At 73.1% G+C, this 16,479-nt stretch carries 14 protein-coding genes; 9 read left to right on the top strand and 5 right to left on the bottom strand.

Features of this window, described 5'->3' with window-relative positions:
- Together AB0L34_RS27185 and AB0L34_RS27180 are read right to left on the bottom strand one after the other, a co-directional pair.
- On the bottom strand, positions 1–814 hold an 814-nt coding region (locus AB0L34_RS27185; protein ID WP_363707754.1), incomplete at its 3' end, for a DUF58 domain-containing protein.
- Positions 793–1,899 (bottom strand): MoxR family ATPase, encoded by a 1,107-nt coding sequence (locus tag AB0L34_RS27180; protein WP_350684013.1) that lies wholly within the window; start codon positions 1,897–1,899, stop codon positions 793–795. The genes AB0L34_RS27180 and AB0L34_RS27185, both read right to left, overlap by 22 nt.
- 278 nt (positions 1,900–2,177) lie before the next feature.
- Here AB0L34_RS27180 and AB0L34_RS27175 point away from each other — a divergent pair, with 278 nt between their 5' ends.
- From AB0L34_RS27175 to AB0L34_RS27165, 3 genes are all read left to right on the top strand, one after another.
- The gene (locus AB0L34_RS27175) at positions 2,178–2,408 is read left to right on the top strand and encodes a hypothetical protein (protein WP_363707752.1); all 231 of its coding nucleotides are present in this window, start codon (positions 2,178–2,180) and stop codon (positions 2,406–2,408) included.
- Positions 2,409–2,430: 22 nt separating this feature from the next.
- A complete protein-coding gene (locus AB0L34_RS27170; RefSeq protein ID WP_357459020.1) occupies positions 2,431–2,970 on the top strand; it encodes a PH domain-containing protein in 540 nt (179 codons plus the stop codon).
- 71 nt (positions 2,971–3,041) lie between these two features.
- Entirely contained in the window at positions 3,042–4,586 is a 1,545-nt protein-coding gene (locus AB0L34_RS27165) for a PH domain-containing protein (RefSeq protein WP_363707756.1), read from the top strand.
- A gap of 121 nt (positions 4,587–4,707) precedes the next feature.
- On the opposite strand, the gene AB0L34_RS27160 is transcribed toward AB0L34_RS27165, so the two are convergent.
- A complete protein-coding gene (locus AB0L34_RS27160) occupies positions 4,708–5,739 on the bottom strand; it encodes a phosphatase PAP2 family protein (protein ID WP_350711415.1) in 1,032 nt (343 codons plus the stop codon).
- Positions 5,740–5,931: 192 nt separating this feature from the next.
- Between AB0L34_RS27160 and AB0L34_RS27155 the strand changes: the two genes are divergently transcribed.
- A complete protein-coding gene (locus AB0L34_RS27155) occupies positions 5,932–6,336 on the top strand; it encodes a hotdog domain-containing protein (protein WP_363707750.1) in 405 nt (134 codons plus the stop codon).
- The gene (locus AB0L34_RS27150) at positions 6,333–7,163 is read left to right on the top strand and encodes an MBL fold metallo-hydrolase (protein WP_363707748.1); all 831 of its coding nucleotides are present in this window, start codon (positions 6,333–6,335) and stop codon (positions 7,161–7,163) included. The genes AB0L34_RS27155 and AB0L34_RS27150 overlap by 4 nt, the downstream gene beginning before the upstream one ends.
- A gap of 109 nt (positions 7,164–7,272) precedes the next feature.
- Here the strand turns inward: AB0L34_RS27150 and AB0L34_RS27145 are convergent, their stop codons facing one another.
- A complete protein-coding gene (locus AB0L34_RS27145; RefSeq protein WP_363707746.1) occupies positions 7,273–8,208 on the bottom strand; it encodes a PfkB family carbohydrate kinase in 936 nt (311 codons plus the stop codon).
- Positions 8,209–8,267: 59 nt separating this feature from the next.
- On the opposite strand from AB0L34_RS27145, the gene AB0L34_RS27140 reads away from it, so the two are divergent.
- Positions 8,268–8,642, top strand: coding sequence for a nuclear transport factor 2 family protein (locus AB0L34_RS27140; RefSeq protein WP_363707745.1), 375 nt, complete (start codon positions 8,268–8,270; stop codon positions 8,640–8,642).
- Positions 8,643–8,809: 167 nt separating this feature from the next.
- Here the strand turns inward: AB0L34_RS27140 and asnB are convergent, their stop codons facing one another.
- Positions 8,810–10,771 carry an asparagine synthase (glutamine-hydrolyzing) gene (gene asnB / locus AB0L34_RS27135; protein WP_350711425.1) on the bottom strand — a complete coding sequence of 654 codons (1,962 nt, stop codon included), beginning with the start codon at positions 10,769–10,771 and terminating at the stop codon, positions 8,810–8,812.
- 193 nt (positions 10,772–10,964) lie between these two features.
- Here asnB and AB0L34_RS27130 point away from each other — a divergent pair, with 193 nt between their 5' ends.
- From AB0L34_RS27130 to AB0L34_RS27120, 3 genes are all read left to right on the top strand, one after another.
- On the top strand, positions 10,965–12,446 hold the full coding sequence (locus AB0L34_RS27130; protein WP_363707743.1) for an aminopeptidase P family protein: 1,482 nt from the start codon (positions 10,965–10,967) through the stop codon (positions 12,444–12,446).
- Positions 12,447–12,743: 297 nt separating this feature from the next.
- A complete protein-coding gene (locus AB0L34_RS27125; RefSeq protein WP_363707741.1) occupies positions 12,744–14,426 on the top strand; it encodes a right-handed parallel beta-helix repeat-containing protein in 1,683 nt (560 codons plus the stop codon).
- 363 nt (positions 14,427–14,789) lie between these two features.
- Entirely contained in the window at positions 14,790–16,430 is a 1,641-nt protein-coding gene (locus AB0L34_RS27120; RefSeq protein ID WP_363707739.1) for a hypothetical protein, read from the top strand.
- Positions 16,431–16,479 lie beyond the last annotated feature (49 nt).

Raw genomic sequence — 16,479 nt, 5'->3', positions numbered from 1 at the left:
GCACCTCGTCCAGCCCGCCGTTCTCGGGGACGACCACCGGCAGCACCCCGACGTCGGGCAGCTCCAGCTCCCGGGGGTCGACCACCTCGATCGCCAGCACGTCGTGCCGTACGCGCAGCTTGCGCAGCGGCCGGGCCCAGCGGTCGGTCGGGGCGAGGAAGTCGGAGATGACCACCGCCACCCCGCGCCGCCGGGGCGGCCGGTTGAGCATGTCGACCAGCGTGCCCAGGTCGCTGCGCCCCGGACGGATCTCGGTGCCGGCGATCGCCCGCAGCAACGCCTGGGCCTCCTTGCGGCCGGAGCGGGCGGGCACCCGGGTGAACACGTCCGGACCGGGTACCGGCGGCGCGCTCCGCCACCGGCGAGCCGGGGCGCTCGTGCCGCCGCCACTGCCGATCACGGCGCCGATCCGGTTGCCGCCGCGCACGGTCAGGTGGGTCAGCGCCGCCGCGGCCGCCACCACGACGTCACGCTTGAGCCACCGGCCGGTGCCGAAGTCCAGGCTGGCCGAGAGGTCCACCGCCAGCCACGTCTCCAGTTCGCGGTCGGCCACCGTACGCCGGACGTGCGGCATCGTCGTGCGGGCGGTGACCGGCCAGTCCATCCGGCGTACGTCGTCGCCGGGGCGGTACTCGCGGGACTCTCCCGCCTCGCTGCCCGGGCCCGGCAGCAGACCGGCGTAGTCGCCCTGGAGCAGGCCGTCGAGTTTGCGGGTGACCAGCAGTTGCAGCCGCGACAGGACGGCTTCGGTGCGGTCCGAGGGGATGTCGGCGGACCGCCGGACGGGTGAGGTCACGGCCGCTGCCCGGGCCAACCGGCGCCCGGCGGCGCGGCGGTCGGCGTCGGTGTGGCCTGCTGACGGGGCGCGACCGAGGGCAGCGGGATGGTGGACATCACCCGGTGCACGACGTGGTCGGCGGGCACGTCGTCGGCGAGCGCGTCGTAGCTGAGCACCAGCCGGTGACGCAGGATGTCCGGCGCGATGTCCTGCACGTCCTGCGGCAGGGCGTAGTCCCGGCCCCGCAGCAGCGCCAGCGCGCGGGTCGCCCGGACCAGGCCGAGCGAGGCGCGCGGGCTGGCGCCGTACTGGATGAGCTGGGCGACGTCCGGCATGCCGTGCTCCGCCGGGGCACGCGTGGCCAGCACCAGCCGGACCGCGTAGTCGACCAGGGCGTTGTGCACGAAGACCTGGTCCGCCTTGTGCTGGAGGGCGACCAGGTCGGCGGTGGTGAACACCGGCGCCGGCTCCGGCGGGGCGACCCCCATCCGGTAGACGATCTCCCGCTCCTCGGCGTCGGTCGGGTAGCCGACGAGGATCTTCATGAGGAAGCGGTCCCGCTGCGCCTCGGGCAGCGGATAGACCCCCTCCTGCTCGATCGGGTTCTGCGTCGCCATCACCAGGAACGGGTTGGGCACCCGGTGCGTCTCGCCGCCGATCGAGACCTGCCGCTCGCTCATCACCTCCAGCAGCGCCGACTGCACCTTGGCCGGCGCCCGGTTGATCTCGTCGGCGAGCAGGAAGTTGACGAAGACCGGGCCCAGCTCGACGTCGAACTTCTCGCTCGACTGCCGGTAGATGCGGGTGCCCATGATGTCGGCCGGCACCAGGTCCGGGGTGAACTGCACCCGGGCGAAGGAGCCGCCGACGACCCTGGCGAGCGTCTCCACGGCGAGCGTCTTGGCCACCCCCGGGACACCCTCCAGCAGGCAGTGGCCCCGGGCGAGCAGCGCGACGAACATCCGCTCCACCATCCGGTCCTGCCCGACGATCACCCGCTTGATCTCGAACAGCGCCCGCTCCAGCAGGGTCGCGTCCTCGGCCGGCGTGGTCACCGGCGCGGGTGTCTGCGGGCCCGTCCCGTTGGGCGTCGGGGCGTCGGGCGTGGTCGGCTGGGCCACCGGTCCTCCACAGCATGATCGGTTGTCGTGCGGCGTGGTGCGTATCAAGACTCGCATGCCCGGCTGAGTGCCGAGGTGGGGAGAACCCGATTATCGCCGCGCCGTCCCGAGTCGCCGGATCGCCGGCCCGCCACGCCGTCCCACGTCGCGGAATCGCCGTTCACGGGTGGACACGGACGGCCCCGGCGTGTGTACGATTCACCCCGTCGCCGGGCGGCTCCCCCCGTGGCCGCCCGGCGCTCAATCTTCGGCCCTCCCGCCGCCCTAGACTGGGCGGGATGAGCGACCCCCTTCCCGCCGACGAGCCGCTGATCTGCTCGTCCCGCGGCTGTCGTGCCCCCGCCCGATGGGCGCTGCGGTGGAACAACCCCCGGCTGCACGACACCGACCGGCGCAAGACCTGGCTGGCCTGCGCCGAGCACCGCTCCTCCCTCGGCGACTTTCTGGACGCCCGCGGGTTCCTGCGGGAGGTCGTACCGGTGGTCGGATCGCCTACGCTCGAAGGGTGAGCGCGCACAACGGATTCCCCCGGTGAGCGGTGACGGATTCGCCGGCCCGCCGCCGGCACCGCCCCGCCCTCCGGCGGGCCCCCTGGAGCCGTGGCCGGACACCGTCCGCTGGCAGCCGATCTCACCCGACCTGATCTGGGTGGAGCTGCTCCGGCTCGCGATGGTGCTGGTCGTCGTCCTGCTCGGGCTGGGCGTCGGCTGGGCGCTCAGCGGGGCCTGGCCGTTCGGCGCGGCGGGCGGCGCGGTGCTGCTGCTGGGCGCCCTGCGGGTCGTGACCATCGTCCGCGCCGTACGGGCCTGGGGGTACGCCGAGCGGGAGGACGACCTGCTGGTCCGGCACGGCCTGCTGGTGCGGCGGCTCTCCATCGTGCCGTACTCGCGGATGCAGTTCGTGGACGTCAGCGCCGGACCGCTGGAGCGGGCGTTCAACCTGGCCACCGTCCAGTTGCACACGGCCGCGGCGGCCAGCGACGCCCGCGTGCCGGGGCTGCGCCCGGCGGAGGCGTCCCGGCTGCGCGACCGGCTCACCGCGCTCGGCGAGGACCGGGCGGAGGGCCTGTGAGCGACCCGGCCGGCCGCGCGACGGACCGGCCCGAGCCGACCCGGGTGGAGCCCGGCCTCCGGCCGGCGGCGATGCCGCCCGCCGCGCAGGGCCCTGCCGCGGCACCCGGACCGGCGCCGCACGGCCCGCACCCACCCGCCGGCCCCGCGCCGGACACCCCGCACGGACTCGCGGGCCCGCCGGCCGGGCCGGGCACGGTGCCGGCACCGGACGCCCCGCCCCCACCACCCGGCCCGCCGACGCCTCCCCCGGTCGCCGGACCGGTGCCGGGTGGTACGGCGCCGGAGCACGCCGAGCCCCGGCAGCGGCTGCACCCGCTCAGCCCCGCGCTGCACGGGGCCAAGTCGCTGGTCGTGGTGATCGCCGGCCTGTCCTGGTCGACCCTCTCCCGGGTCGGCTTCGGCTGGTTCGCCCTGATGGCGATCGTGCTGGCCCTGGGCGCCACCGTGCTCGCGGTCGTCAGCTGGTACCACACCGGCTACCACGTGGTCGGCCGCGAACTTCGGGTGCACGAGGGGCTCCTCTGGCGGCGCACCCGGGCGATCCCGCTGGAACGGCTCCAGGCCGTCGAGGTGGTCCGCCCGCTGCTCGCCCAGCTCACCGGCCTGGCCGAGCTGCGACTGGAGGTGGTCGGCGGCGGCAAGACCGAGGCGCCGCTGGCATACCTGAGCGTCGCCGACGCGACCGCGCTGCGTTCGCGGCTGCTCGCCCTCGCCGGGCGGGCGGCCGCGGGCCAGACCGCGCCGGCACCGGCCGGGGCGACGGCGGCGACCGGGACGGCCCCGGCGGAGGCGCCCGCGCCGCCCGGCCGGCCGCTGCACACCGTCGCGAACAAGGACCTGCTGGTCAGCCAGCTGCTGACCCCGCAGGCGTTCATGATCCCGTTCGGCGTGGCGTTCGTGCTGGCGCAGTTCCTCTCCGAGGACTCGTGGTCGTTCATCGCGGTGGCGAGCACCCTCACCGCCATGGCCGGCGTCCTGCTGCAACCGGTGCGCCGGGTGCTCGACGACTGGAACTTCCGGCTCGCCCGGGACGAGGGCACGCTACGGATCCGCAACGGGCTGCTGGAGACCCGCGCCCAGACGGTCCCGCTGGACCGGGTGCAGACCGTCGGGGCGACCTGGCCACTGCTGTGGCGGGTCAAGGGGTGGCTGCGGCTGCGCCTGGAGGTGGCCGGCTACTCCGCCGGCGAGAGCGACGACCGCAACCGGCCGGACCGCCTGCTCCCCGTGGGCGACCTGCCGACCGGCGAGGCGATCGTGGCCGAGGTGCTGCCCGGGGTGTGCCTGACCACGCTGCCGTTGACCCCGCCGCCGGAGCGGGCCCGCTGGCTCAACCCGCTGAGCCGGGGCGTGCTCGGCGCCGGCCTCGACGCCCGGGTCTTCGCGGTCCGGTCCGGCCTGCTCACGCGGCAGGTGGCGCTCGTGCCGTACGCCCGGATCCAGAGCGTGCGGGTGGTGCAGGGGCCGGCGCAGCGGCGGCTGCGGCTGGCGACGGTGCACGCCGACACGGCCGGCGGCGCCGGCGCGGCCGCGCGGGACCGGGACCTGGCCGAGGCGTGGGCCCTGGCGGCGGAGCTGACGGCCCGGGCGCGCGCCGCCCGGCAGGCCGGCTGACCGCTCCCGCGTCGGGCTCAGCCGCCCGGCCGACCGCTGCACCGGTCGCCGCGCGGGTCCGTGGTCACCCGACCGGCCGACCGCGCACGGATCGCGGGCCGCCCCGCCGCGGGGTCGGCGCTCAGCGCGTCGCCGGCACCGCCGGCGGCTCGGCGGACGCGGGCGGGTCGGTCGGCTCGGGGTCGCCCTCCGCCACGGCCCGGCGGGCCCGGCGCGCCGCCCACCAGCGCTCCGCCAGGCCGACCACCAGGAAGGTCATCCCGACGTACGCCCAGCCGACCAGCACGTCGATGACGTAGTGCTCGCCGCTGTAGACCAGGGTGAAGGTCATCGCCAGCGGGTACGCCAACAGCAGCGGCCACCAGCGGCGGCGGGTCTGCCGGAGGAAGAACAGCACCACGAACAGGGCGAACGCGGTGTGCAGCGACGGCATGGCGGCCACCGGGTTGGAGGCGATCTGCCCGGCGTTGAGCAGGTTGCCGGCGCCGTGCATGCCGAACGCCTTCCAGCCCCGGGTGGAGATCCGGGCTACCTCCTCCAGCAGCCCGTTCTGTGCCGCCCACCAGGGCGGGGCCGCCGGGTAGAGGAAGTAGGTGACCAGGCCGGTGGCGCACAGGAAACCCCAGCGACGCATGAACGCCGCCCAGCGCCCCCGGTCGCGCAGCCAGAGCACCGCCGCGGCGGCCAGCGCCACCACGAAGTGGGAGAAGTAGACCCAGCTGACCAGGACATCCCACCAGTGCACCTCGGGCCGGTAGAGGTGCTGCTGGAGCCAGACCGTCGGCACCTCGCCACCGGTCGCCCAGCCGAACATGACCCGGTCGGCGACGATCAGCTCGTACGCGTGCGGGGTCGCGCCGTTGTCGGCGAAGCCGCGGGAGAGGTTGTAGACCGCCAGCAGCAGCACCACCGGCACCCAGTCCCGGGCGAAGCGCAGATGGCTGCGCCACGGCCGGCTGCTGTTCCAGGCGACCGTCGCCGCCCAGATCCAGAGGAACGCGTACGCCGGGTCGGTCGGCAGGCCGATGCCGAGCCAGCCGGCGACGAAGGCGACCCCCCAGACGGTCATCGCGACCACGCGACGACGCCCGCCGTCGGGCGAGGCGGGCGGGCCGGTCCGGGCGGGGGGCTGGGGGTCGGTCGCGACAGACATCGCGGTCAAGGTTAACGGCGCGGACGGCATCGACCGACGCCGACCACCCGCCGCGCCGCCAGGGGCGCGGCGGGTGGTCGGCCCGTGGTGGACGGCGCGCGACCTCGGACCGGCGCTCCCCCGGAACCGGCGAACCAGCCGGCGCGGCACGGACGCCCGCCGGCCCCGGCCCGCCTCGTCTAGGCTTTGGCCATGCAGGAGCAGCCGGAGCCCGCCCTGACGCCGGGCCTGACCGCCCGGGTGGAACTGACCGTCGCCGACACCGACACCGCCCAGGCGGTGGGCTCCGGAGACGTGCCGGTACTGGGCACGCCCCGGGTGCTCGCCCTCGCCGAGGCGGCCACGGTGGCGGCCACCGCCCCCCGGATGCCCAGCGGGTCGACGACGGTCGGCACCCGCGTGGAGCTCGACCACCGCGCGGCCACCCCGGTGGGGCGGACGGTGGTGGCGCAGGCCCGGCTGGCCGCGGTCGACGGACGACGGCTGCACTTCGAGGTGAGCGTGCGCGACGGCGACGAGACGGTCGCCGAGGGCCGGGTGGAGCGGGTGCTGGTCGACCGGCAGCGCTTCGTGGAACGCGCGGCCCGGTCGTCGTGACCGGCCGCTTCGTGCAGGTCGCCGATGGGGTGCACGTACTGCGCGAACCGCTGCTGCACGTCAACGTCACGCTGGTCGTCGGCGACGGGGCCGCGCTGCTGGTCGACACGCTCTCCACCGCCGGGCAGGCCGCCGAGCTGGCCGCCGCCGCCCGGGCGGTCACCACCCACCCGTGGACCGTGGTCAACACCCACCACCACTTCGACCACTGTTTCGGCAACGCCACCCTCGCCGCCGACCCACCCCGCCCCGTGTACGCGCACGAGGTGGCCGCCGAGGCGATGCGCGAGGAGGCGGACCGGCTGCGCCGGGAGGCGTACGCGGAGATGCGCGACGAACACCCCGCGCTGGCCGAGGAACTGGCCGGCACCGAGCTGCTGGCGCCGACGCACACCGTCCACGACGAGACCGTCCTCGACGTGGGCGGCCGGCGGGTCGTGCTGCGCCACCCCGGTCGCGGGCACACCGCCGGTGACCTGGTGGTCCACGTGCCGGACGCCGACGTGCTGGTCGCCGGGGACCTGGTGGAGCAGAGCGGGCCGCCCGCCTTCGAGGAGTCCTACCCGTTGCAGTGGCCGGACACGGTGGCCGCGCTGCTCCGGATGACCACCCCGGCCACCGTCGTCGTGCCGGGGCACGGCGACCCGGTGGACGCCGCGTTCGTCCGCACGCAGCACGAGCAGCTCGTCGAGCTGGCCTGGCTCATCCGCGCCGGGCACACCGGCAGCGCCCCGCCCGAGCGCGTCGCCGCCGAGGCGCCCTTCGGCGCCCGGCCCGCCCTGCACGCCGCCCGCCGCGGCTACGCCGAACTCGACGGCACCGCCTGACCCCTCCCCCGCACCCGCCGATCTTGCAGTTGTCGCCCCGACAGAAGCGGCATATCCCCCAGATCGCGGGCATAAAGTGCAAGATCGCGCAAAGAAGGGGTGGGGTGGGTCAGCGGGCGAACCGGTCGAGGACCTCGGCGCGGGTGGGCATGGCGGTCGCGCCGCCGGGCGACTCGCAGACCAGACCGGCGACCCGCAGCGCGAAGGCCACCCGATCGTGCCAGCCCGCCGGAACGGTGGGCTCGCCGTCGACCAGCAGGTCCGCGACGAGCGCGCCCATCACCGCGTCGCCGGCGCCGGTGGCGTCCACCGCGTCGACCTTCGGGGCGGGCACGCGTACCGGATCGGCGCCGGCCGCGGCGACCACCGCGCCGGCGGCGCCCAGGGTGACCACGGCGGTCCCGGCGCCCAACTCCCGCAGGTACGCCGCCACCCCCTCCTCAGGCTCGCCGGGATAGAGCAGCTTGGCGTCGGCGGCGCTCAGCTTGACCAGGTGGGCGCCGGCGGCGAACTCGGCCACCACCTCGCGCAGCCCGGCCAGTGCCGCCGGCCCGTCGAGCAGCCGGTGGCGGACGTTGGGGTCGAAGACCCGCAGGCTGCCGGCCAGCGCCCAGGCCCGCCGCGCGGCGGCCAGCACCGGCGGCTGGAGCAGCACGACCGAGCCGCAGTAGAGGACGTCGGCGCCCGCGACCAGGTCGGCGTCGAGGTCGTCGGGGCCGAGCAGGCCGTAGGAGGGCGGCTGGCCGTAGAACCGGAAGTCGGGCTCCGGGCCGGCGAAGGTGGCCACCGCCAGTGCGGTCGGGGCGGGGACCGTGACCGCGCCGGCCAGCCCGACGCCGACGCCGCTCAGGAAGTCGCGGATCCGCCCGGCCAGGACGTCGTCGCCGAGCGACCCGACGAACTGCACCGCGCCGCCGAGCCGGGCGACGGCGACCGCCACGTTGAGCGGCCCACCGCCGACGGCCTGCCGGTAGACCGGCTTTCCGTCGCACTCGGTGTCGAGCAGGTCGACCAGTGCCTCGCCGAGCACCACCGCGTATCCCATCTCCGGCCTCCGTCCGCGCCCACCGCATTTCGTCGCACCAGGCTGGCACAGTGCGTGCCATGACGAGCGCGGAAGCCACCGTATTGGCCTACTGGGCGGCGTGCGAGGCCAGGGACTGGGACACGTTCGGCGCGCTGCTCGCCGACGCCGTGGTCTACCACCTGCCGCAGACCCAGGAGCGGATCGTCGGCCGGGAATCGTTCGTGCGCCTCAACCGCGAGTACCCCGACGGCTGGCACCTCGCGGTGACCCGGGCAGTCGCCTCCGGCCGGCAGGCCGCCACCTGGATCACCTGCGCCTACGAGGGCGCGGAGCTTCCCGCCACGAGCTTCTTCGACTTCGACGACGCCGGTCTCGTCCGCGAGGTCACGGAGTTCTGGCCGGAGGCCTACGAGCCGCCGCCCGGCCGCGAGCACCTCGCCGAGCGTTACTGACACCCGGACAAGGGCTGTCGCGCGTCATCCCGCCAGCGGGTCGGCGCACGCCGGAAGTGAGCAGGGGGTTTGCGTCGTCCGGGAACGCTTCCGGCGACGCAAACCCCCTGATCCACACGGGCGGGAGCGGACTGCGGCACGGACCGGGGCCGCCCGAGGCGCCCGGGTCAGCGGACCATGGAGCCGACCACGGGCTTGGTGAGCAGGGCGGACTGGTTGCGCTGGATGCCCGGGTCGAGGGTCTTGGCGACGAAGATGGCGTGCCAGATGCAGAAGATCAACACCGTCCACACCTTGCGGGAGTGGTCGGCCTCCTCCCGCTTGTGCTCCTCGAGCAGCCGCATCGCGTACGACAGGTCGATCAGCTCGCCCGCGCCGGAGTTGGACAGCACCCAGCGGGCCCACTCGTACATCTCGCCGCGCAGCCAGACCCGCGTGGGGGTCGGGAAGCCGAGCTTCTTGCGGTTGACGATGGCCGGCGGCACCACGCCCTGGAGGGCCTGGCGCATCGCGTACTTGGTGGCGTCGGAGCGGGGCGGGAGCTTGAGGTCGACCGGGATCCGCGACGCCACGTCGAAGACCTCCCGGTCCAGGAACGGCACCCGCACCTCCAGCGAGTGGGCCATCGAGATCCGGTCGGCCTTGACGAGGATGTCGCCGCGCAGCCAGGTGTAGAGGTCGACATACTGCATCTTGGTCACGTCGTCGAGCTCGGTGCACTCCGCGTAGATCGGCGCGGTGACGTCGGTGTAGCGGACGGAGGGGTCGTAGCGGCGCAGCAGGTGCTGCTTCTCCTCCTCGGTGAACATCCGGGCGTTGCCGTAGTAGCGCTCCTCGATCGGGGTGGTGCCGCGCTCCAGGAAGCTCTTGCCCTTGACGCCCTGCGGGATCGCCTTGGAGACGGCCCGCAGCCCCTTCTGCACCCCGCCGGGCAGCCCGTTGACCGAACTCAGCGACAGCGGCTCGCGGTAGATGGTGTACCCGCCGAAGAACTCGTCGGCGCCCTCGCCGGAGAGCACCACGGTGACGTGCTCGGCGGCCTTCTTGGCCACGAAGTAGAGGGGCACCAGCGCCGGGTCGGCCACCGGGTCGTCCAGGTGCCAGACGATCTTCGGCAGCGCGTCGATCATGTCCTGCGGCCCGATCTTCGTCGGGATGGTGGTCACGTCGAGGTGCCGGGCCGAGTCCTGGGCGACGTCGATCTCCGAGTAGCCCGGGACGTCGTAGCCGACGGTGAAGGTGAGGATGTTCGGGTTGAACTCGCGGGCCAGGGCCACCACGGCGGTCGAGTCGATGCCGCTGGAGAGGAACGAGCCGACTGGCACGTCGGAGCGCATGTGCATCCGGACGCTCTCCCGCAGGGTCTCCCGGATCTCGTGGTAGAGCCGCTGCTCGTCGGCGACCGGGGTGGGCCGGAACACCGGCCTGTACCAGCGCCGCACGTCGATCCGTCCGCCCGGGGTCCAGGTGAGGTACTCGCCCGAGCCGATCCGGTTGATCCCCTTGTGCAGGGTGCCGGGCTCGGGCACGTACTGCAGCGTCAGGTAGTGGCTGAGGTTCGCGGTGTCGATGCCGGCGTCGCCCTGGTAGCTGGAGTGCGCGAAGGGCAGCAGCGCCTTCTTCTCCGAGGCGAGGTAGAGGCCGTCGGCGGTCTCCAGGTAGTGCATCGGCTTGATGCCGAAGTAGTCCCGGCCGCCGAACGCGCGCCGCTCCTGCCGGTCCCAGATGACGAAGGCGAACATGCCCCGCAGCCGGGTGAGCACCTGCTCGCCCCAGTAGTGGTAGCCGGCGACGATCACCTCGCCGTCACCGGCGGTGGCGAACTGGGCGCCGAAGTTCCGGATCAGCTCCTCGCGCAGCTCGATGTAGTTGTAGATCTCGCCGTTGAACGTGAGCAGGTAGCGCCCGCCCGCGTAGGGCAGCGGCTCGTGGCTGGAGGCCACGTCGATGATCGCCAGTCGCTTGTGCGCGAACACCCCGTCCGCGTACCGGCCGGAGGCGTCGCCGACCACCTCGACACCGGTCTCGTCCGGTCCGCGGTGGTGCAGGCATTCCAACGCCCCGGCGATGTTGTCGCGGTGGGCGGCGGCGTCGCCGCGCGCGCTGAAGAAGGCCAGGAGTCCGCACATGGTGGTCATCTTTCCACGCGTCCCGGGCGGGCGTCGCGGCACCGCAGGCTCTCCCGCGCTCCGGGCGGGCACCCGGCGGCGGGCGGGCCGACACGCAGGCCCGGCAGCCCACGGGCGTGGGGCCTACCGGGACGGCCGGGCCGACGCGGCGCGGGGTACCGTCAGGACCAGCAACGACGCGGAGGGAGCGGGCATGACCGAGGAACGCACCGACAACAAGCCGGCGGACGGCACCGAGTCGCACGACCCGGAGTTTCCGGAGGCGTTCCTGACGTTCATGCGGCAGGGCTGGCACGACACCACGCTGCCGGTCGGCCCGCGGCCGGAGGTGCCGAACTACGCCAAGCGCCGGGCCGCGCTCTCGGCGGCCTTCCCGGGCGAGACCCTGGTGATCCCGACCGGTGGCGAGAAGGTACGCGCCAACGACACCACCTACCCGTTCCGGCCGGGCAGCGACTTCGCGTACCTGACGGGTGACCACGATCCGGACAGCGTGCTCGTGCTGCGGCCGAACGGGTCCGGCCACGACGCCACGCTGTACATGCGTCCCCGGTCGTCCCGGCAGAACGACGAGTTCTTCCGCAGCCGGCACGGCGAGCTGTGGGTCGGTCGGCGGCACACGCTGACGGAGAAGTCGACCGAGTTGGGCCTGCCGACCGCCGACCTGGCCGAGCTGGACGCGGCGCTGGCCGACCTGGCGCCGGGGCGTACCCGCGTGCTGCGCGGCTTCGACGCGCGGGTGGACGCGGCCGTGCGCCCGTACGACGGCCCCCGCGCGGAGGGCCAGCCGGCGCGCGACTGGGAGCTGGCGGTCACGATCGCGGAGCACAAGCTGGTCAAGGACGAGTGGGAGATCGCCCAGCTCCAGGACGCGATCGACGCCACCGTGCGGGGCTTCGAGGACGTGGCCCGGGTGCTGCCGGCGGACCGGGGCGTCTCCGAGCGCCTGCTGGAGGGGGTCTTCGCCCTGCGCGCCCGGCACGACGGCAACGACGTCGGCTACGGCTCGATCGTCGGCGCGGGCGAGCACGCGACGATCCTGCACTGGGTGCACAACAACGGCGCCACCCGCCCGGGTGAGCTGCTGCTGATGGACATGGGCGTGGAGAACCGCAACCTCTACACCGCCGACGTGACGCGGGTGCTGCCGGTCAACGGCCGGTTCACCCCGTTGCAGCGCCAGGTCTACGACGTCGTGCACACCGCGCAGCAGGCCGGCATCGACGTGATCAAGCCGGGGGTCAGGTTCCGCGACGTGCATCTGACCTGCATGCGGGCCCTCACCGAGGGCCTGGCCGACCTGGGCCTGCTCCCGGTGAGTGTGGACGAGGCGATGGACGAGAAGTCGACGATCTACCGACGCTGGACGCTGCACGGTTTCGGCCACATGCTCGGCATCGACGTGCACGACTGCTCTGACGCCCGCAAGGAGAAGTACCGGGACGGCGTCCTGGGCGAGGGCTACGTGCTCACCGTCGAGCCGGGGCTCTACTTCCAGCCGGAGGACGAGCTGGTCCCCGAGGAGTTGCGGGGCATCGGCGTGCGGATCGAGGACGACATCCTGGTCACCGCCACCGGCGCGGTCAACCTCTCCGCCGGGCTGCCGCGCCGGGCCGACGAGGTGGAGACCTGGCTGGCCGAGCAGCGCGAGGCGGGGCCGCGCCTGCCGGGCTGATCCGAGCGTACGACCACACGACGGGCCCCGCCCGCCGGCACGCGACGTTTCGACGTCGCTGTGCCGGTGGGTGGGGCCCGTCAGTCTTTGCCCTGGTCAGGGCCCAATTCACCCGGCCACCCGGTTGCCCCCGTTCCCTGCCGGATCCGAGGCGAATGTGGGCTTTTTTCAGATACGTCCTTGTCGTGAGGATCCTTCTCATACGGTGGTCATCAGAGGCTGCAACCTATTTGTAGCTGGTCGCTCCGCTTCGGGCGGTGCGGCCCCCTTGGTAGCAGGAAAGGGCGGAAGGCTCTGATGTCCGATGACGTAACGACACCTGACGGTGGCCCGCCCGCGGGCACACCGACGCGGGGGCGGCGCAAGCTCTGGGTTGCCGCCGGCGTGGCCGGACTGACCGGCGTCGTCGGCCTGGCGGCGCTGGGTGGCCTGGCCTCCAGGGACGACAAGTCCGGCGACACCGACCGGCTCTCGGACGCGCGGTCGACGGCACCCAGGCAGAACGTCAGCGACGCCGGCAAGGCCGACGAGGCCGGCGGCGAGAAGACCGGCCAGGGCGAGGACGACTGGAGCGGCCAGGGAGACCGGAAACAGGGCAACCGGAAGCACGACGACCGGGAGAAGAAGGTGCCCTGTGACACCGACAAGCTCATCCAGGCGATCACGGACGCCAACAAGAACCACGGCGCGACGCTGAAGCTCGCCGAGCACTGCACCTACGAGCTGACGCGCAGCGAGCACGGCAACGGCCTGCCGGTGATCAAGCAACCGATCGTCCTCAAGGGCGACGACACCAAGATCGTCCGGGCGGCCGACACCGAGCGCTTCCGGATCCTGAACGTCGGCAGCAGTGGTCACCTGACGCTGAAGAACGTGACCATCAAGGGCGGACAGACCGTCGCCCGCAAGATGGCCCCGCCGCCACCGCCCGTGGCGACGTTCGGGCTGTCGGGCTCGACCGCTGCCGCCGCGGCCCCGGCCCGACCGGCCATGGCGGCACCCACGCCGTCGGCAGCCGCACCGGGGACGCCGGCCACTCTCGCCGAGCCGGCCACGGCGGAGGTGCAGTCCGACGGCCCGGCGACGGCCGCGCCCGGGGTGGTCAGCGCCGACGGAGCGGGCCTCCTCGTCCAGCGTGGCGGCCATGCCGACATCGAGCACAGCACGTTCACGCAGAACCAGGCGGGCGGCAACGGCGGGGGGATCGCCAACTTCGGCACCACGAACATCCGCCGCACCTCGGTGGAGAACAACAGCGCCGACGGCTTCGGCGGCGGCATCTTCAACGTCGGGGTGCTGCGGGTCGAGGAGTCGAAGGTGACGTACAACAGCGCCGGGCTGGGCGGCGGCGGCATCGCCAACGGCACGAGTGCGAGCGGCGACACGGCCGACGGCGGCACCGTCTGGGTGTGGAAGAGCACCATCAGCCACAACCGGACCGCCGGCCTCGGCGGGGGCGTCTTCGACAACGACGGCGAGACCACGGTCACGCAGAGCCACATCACCGACAACATCGGCCGCACGGACGTCGGTGGCGTGATCGCCCTCCACGACAGCAGGCTGAGCCTGGAACACGTCGTGGTGGCGAACAACCACACCGAGGGCGAGGGCGGCGGCGTCGGGGTCGGCAGGGACTCCCACGCCGTGATCGAGGACAGCGTGATCAAGGAGAACGTCGCCGAGGGGTTCGGTGGCGGTGGCGTCTACACCGACGACTTCGGCACCACCGTCCTGCGGGACACCGAGGTCGTGGCGAACCAGGCGGTCAGCCCGGGCGCGGTGGGCGGCGGCATCGTGAACGACTTCGGCACGACGAGACTGGTCGGGACGAAGGTGGCGCACAACGTCGCCACCGAGCCGCCGGGCGGCATCCGGACCAACAACAACCGCGTCCTCATCGACCGGAAGTCGGCCGTCACCGACAACCGGCCGACGAACTGCCAGGGCAGCCCGGTCATCCCGGACCGCTGCTTCGGCTGAGCAACCGGACAGCACCACCACATAGCGAGGGCTCCTCCGCGCCGCTCCGGCGGCCCGGAGGAGCCCTCGCCATCCGCCTGGGCCCTCTTGACCGTTCCCGCGCCGATCTGGACGGTCTGCGTCGACTACGCACCGTAGCCGACCGCCTCACCTACCGGCACCAGTGCGACCGATCGGCCCGCCCGGGCTGTCCACACCGCGCACGAGGGGCCCGTACCGAATGTGGGGTTCTTTCGGATATGCCCTCGAGGTGAGGAAGATTCTCATACTGTCGTTTCGGGAGCTACAACCGATTTGTAGCAGGGGACGCTCGCCTGTGGCGTCGCGACCCTGTCTGGTACTAGGAGAGGGCAGAGAGCTCCGATGTCCAACTACCTAACGAACAACGACTCCGAGCGGCCGGCGGCGCAGAAGCGCCGCCGCAAGCTCTGGCTCGCCAGCGGTGTGGCCGGGTTGACCGGCGTGGTCAGCATTGCCGCCGTGGGTGTGGCCACCGGCGCCGGCGCCGTCGGCGCGGACGCCCTGAACTGGTCCACCGCCCAGGTCACCAAGGACGGCGACCAGGGTCGCGAGGACGACCGGGGCCGCGAAGGCGACCGGGGCCACGAGGGCAAGGAGGACCGGGACCGGCACGACAAGGACCGCGGGAAGGAGGTGCCCTGCGACTCGGACAAGCTGATCCAGGCGATCATTTTCGCCAACAACAACCACGGCGGCGAGTTCAAGCTCGCCAAGGACTGCACCTACAAACTGACCCGCTCGGACAACCACGGCAACGGCCTGCCCGTGATCAAGGAGAAGATCACGCTCAAGGGCCACAACACCAAGATCGAGCGGGACGCCACCGCCGAGCAGTTCCGGATCTTCAACGTCGGCAGCGGCGGCGACCTGACGCTCAAGGGCCTGACCCTCAAGAACGGCCAGACCGTCGAGCGCAAGAAGGAGCCGCGGATGACGGCGGAGGCGGTGTGGTCGCGGTACGCCAACTCCGTCGAGGCCGCCGCCGCGGCCCAGGCCGGCAAGCCGTACCTGGAGCTGCTCCAGGCCGCGCCCAAGGGCGCGGCGGCGGCGAACGCCGAGGCCGCCCCGGGCGCCGAGGTCTCCGCCGAGGAGAAGCAGAAGAAGAAGCAGACGCACGACGGGGCCGGCATCCTGGTGCAGCCGGGCGGTAAGGCCGACCTCGAGAAGACCCACGTCGTGGGCAACCAGTCGGGCGGAAACGGTGGCGGCATCGCCAACTACGGCAAGACCAACCTGCGCCACACGACCGTCGAGGACAACACCGCCTTCCTCTTCGGCGGTGGCATCTTCAACGCCGGCCTGCTCCGGGTCGAAGAGTCCAAGGTGACGCACAACCAGGCCATCATCGGCGGCGGTGGCATCGCCAACGGCGCCCCGGAGTTGCACCGGCACGACGACATCGACGGCGGCACCGTCTGGATCGACAAGAGCGAGATCAGCCGCAACGAGACGCTCGGCTTCGGCGGCGGCCTGCTCGACGTCGAGGGCGACACCACCGTCAAGGACTCCAAGATCACCGACAACTTCGCGGGGGTCGCGGGTGGCGGTATCGCGACGGCTGAGAGCCAGCTCGACCTGAAGCACGTCCTGGTCGCCAAGAACACCACCGTCGGCGTGGGCGGCGGCCTCGCGCTCGCCTTCGGCACCAACGCCACGATCGAGAAGAGCGAGATCGCGGAGAACGTCGCCGGGTTCTTCGGTGGCGGCGTGTTCAACCTGTTCAGCCAGGTCACGTTCCGCGACAGTGCGATCGTCCGGAACCGGGCCGTCGGCCCGATCGGCGTCGCCGGCGGCATCTTCAACGTCCGCGGCCAGGTCACCCTGCACGACACGAAGGTGGCGGACAACTTCTCCACCTTGAAGCCGGGCGGCGTCTTCAACTACCAGGGCGACGTCGACGTGGACGACAAGTCGGCGATCCGGGGCAACAAGCCGACCAACTGCGAGGGCAGCCCCACTCCGGTGGAGAACTGCTTCGGCTGATCACCCTCGGTGACGTGCGGCCGGCGCCACCGGCCCCGGCCGCACGGAC

It is taken from the genome of Micromonospora sp. NPDC052213, from assembly GCF_040679695.1.
Lineage (GTDB): Bacteria > Actinomycetota > Actinomycetes > Mycobacteriales > Micromonosporaceae > Micromonospora.
This window is presented reverse-complemented; position numbering and strand designations above follow the sequence as displayed.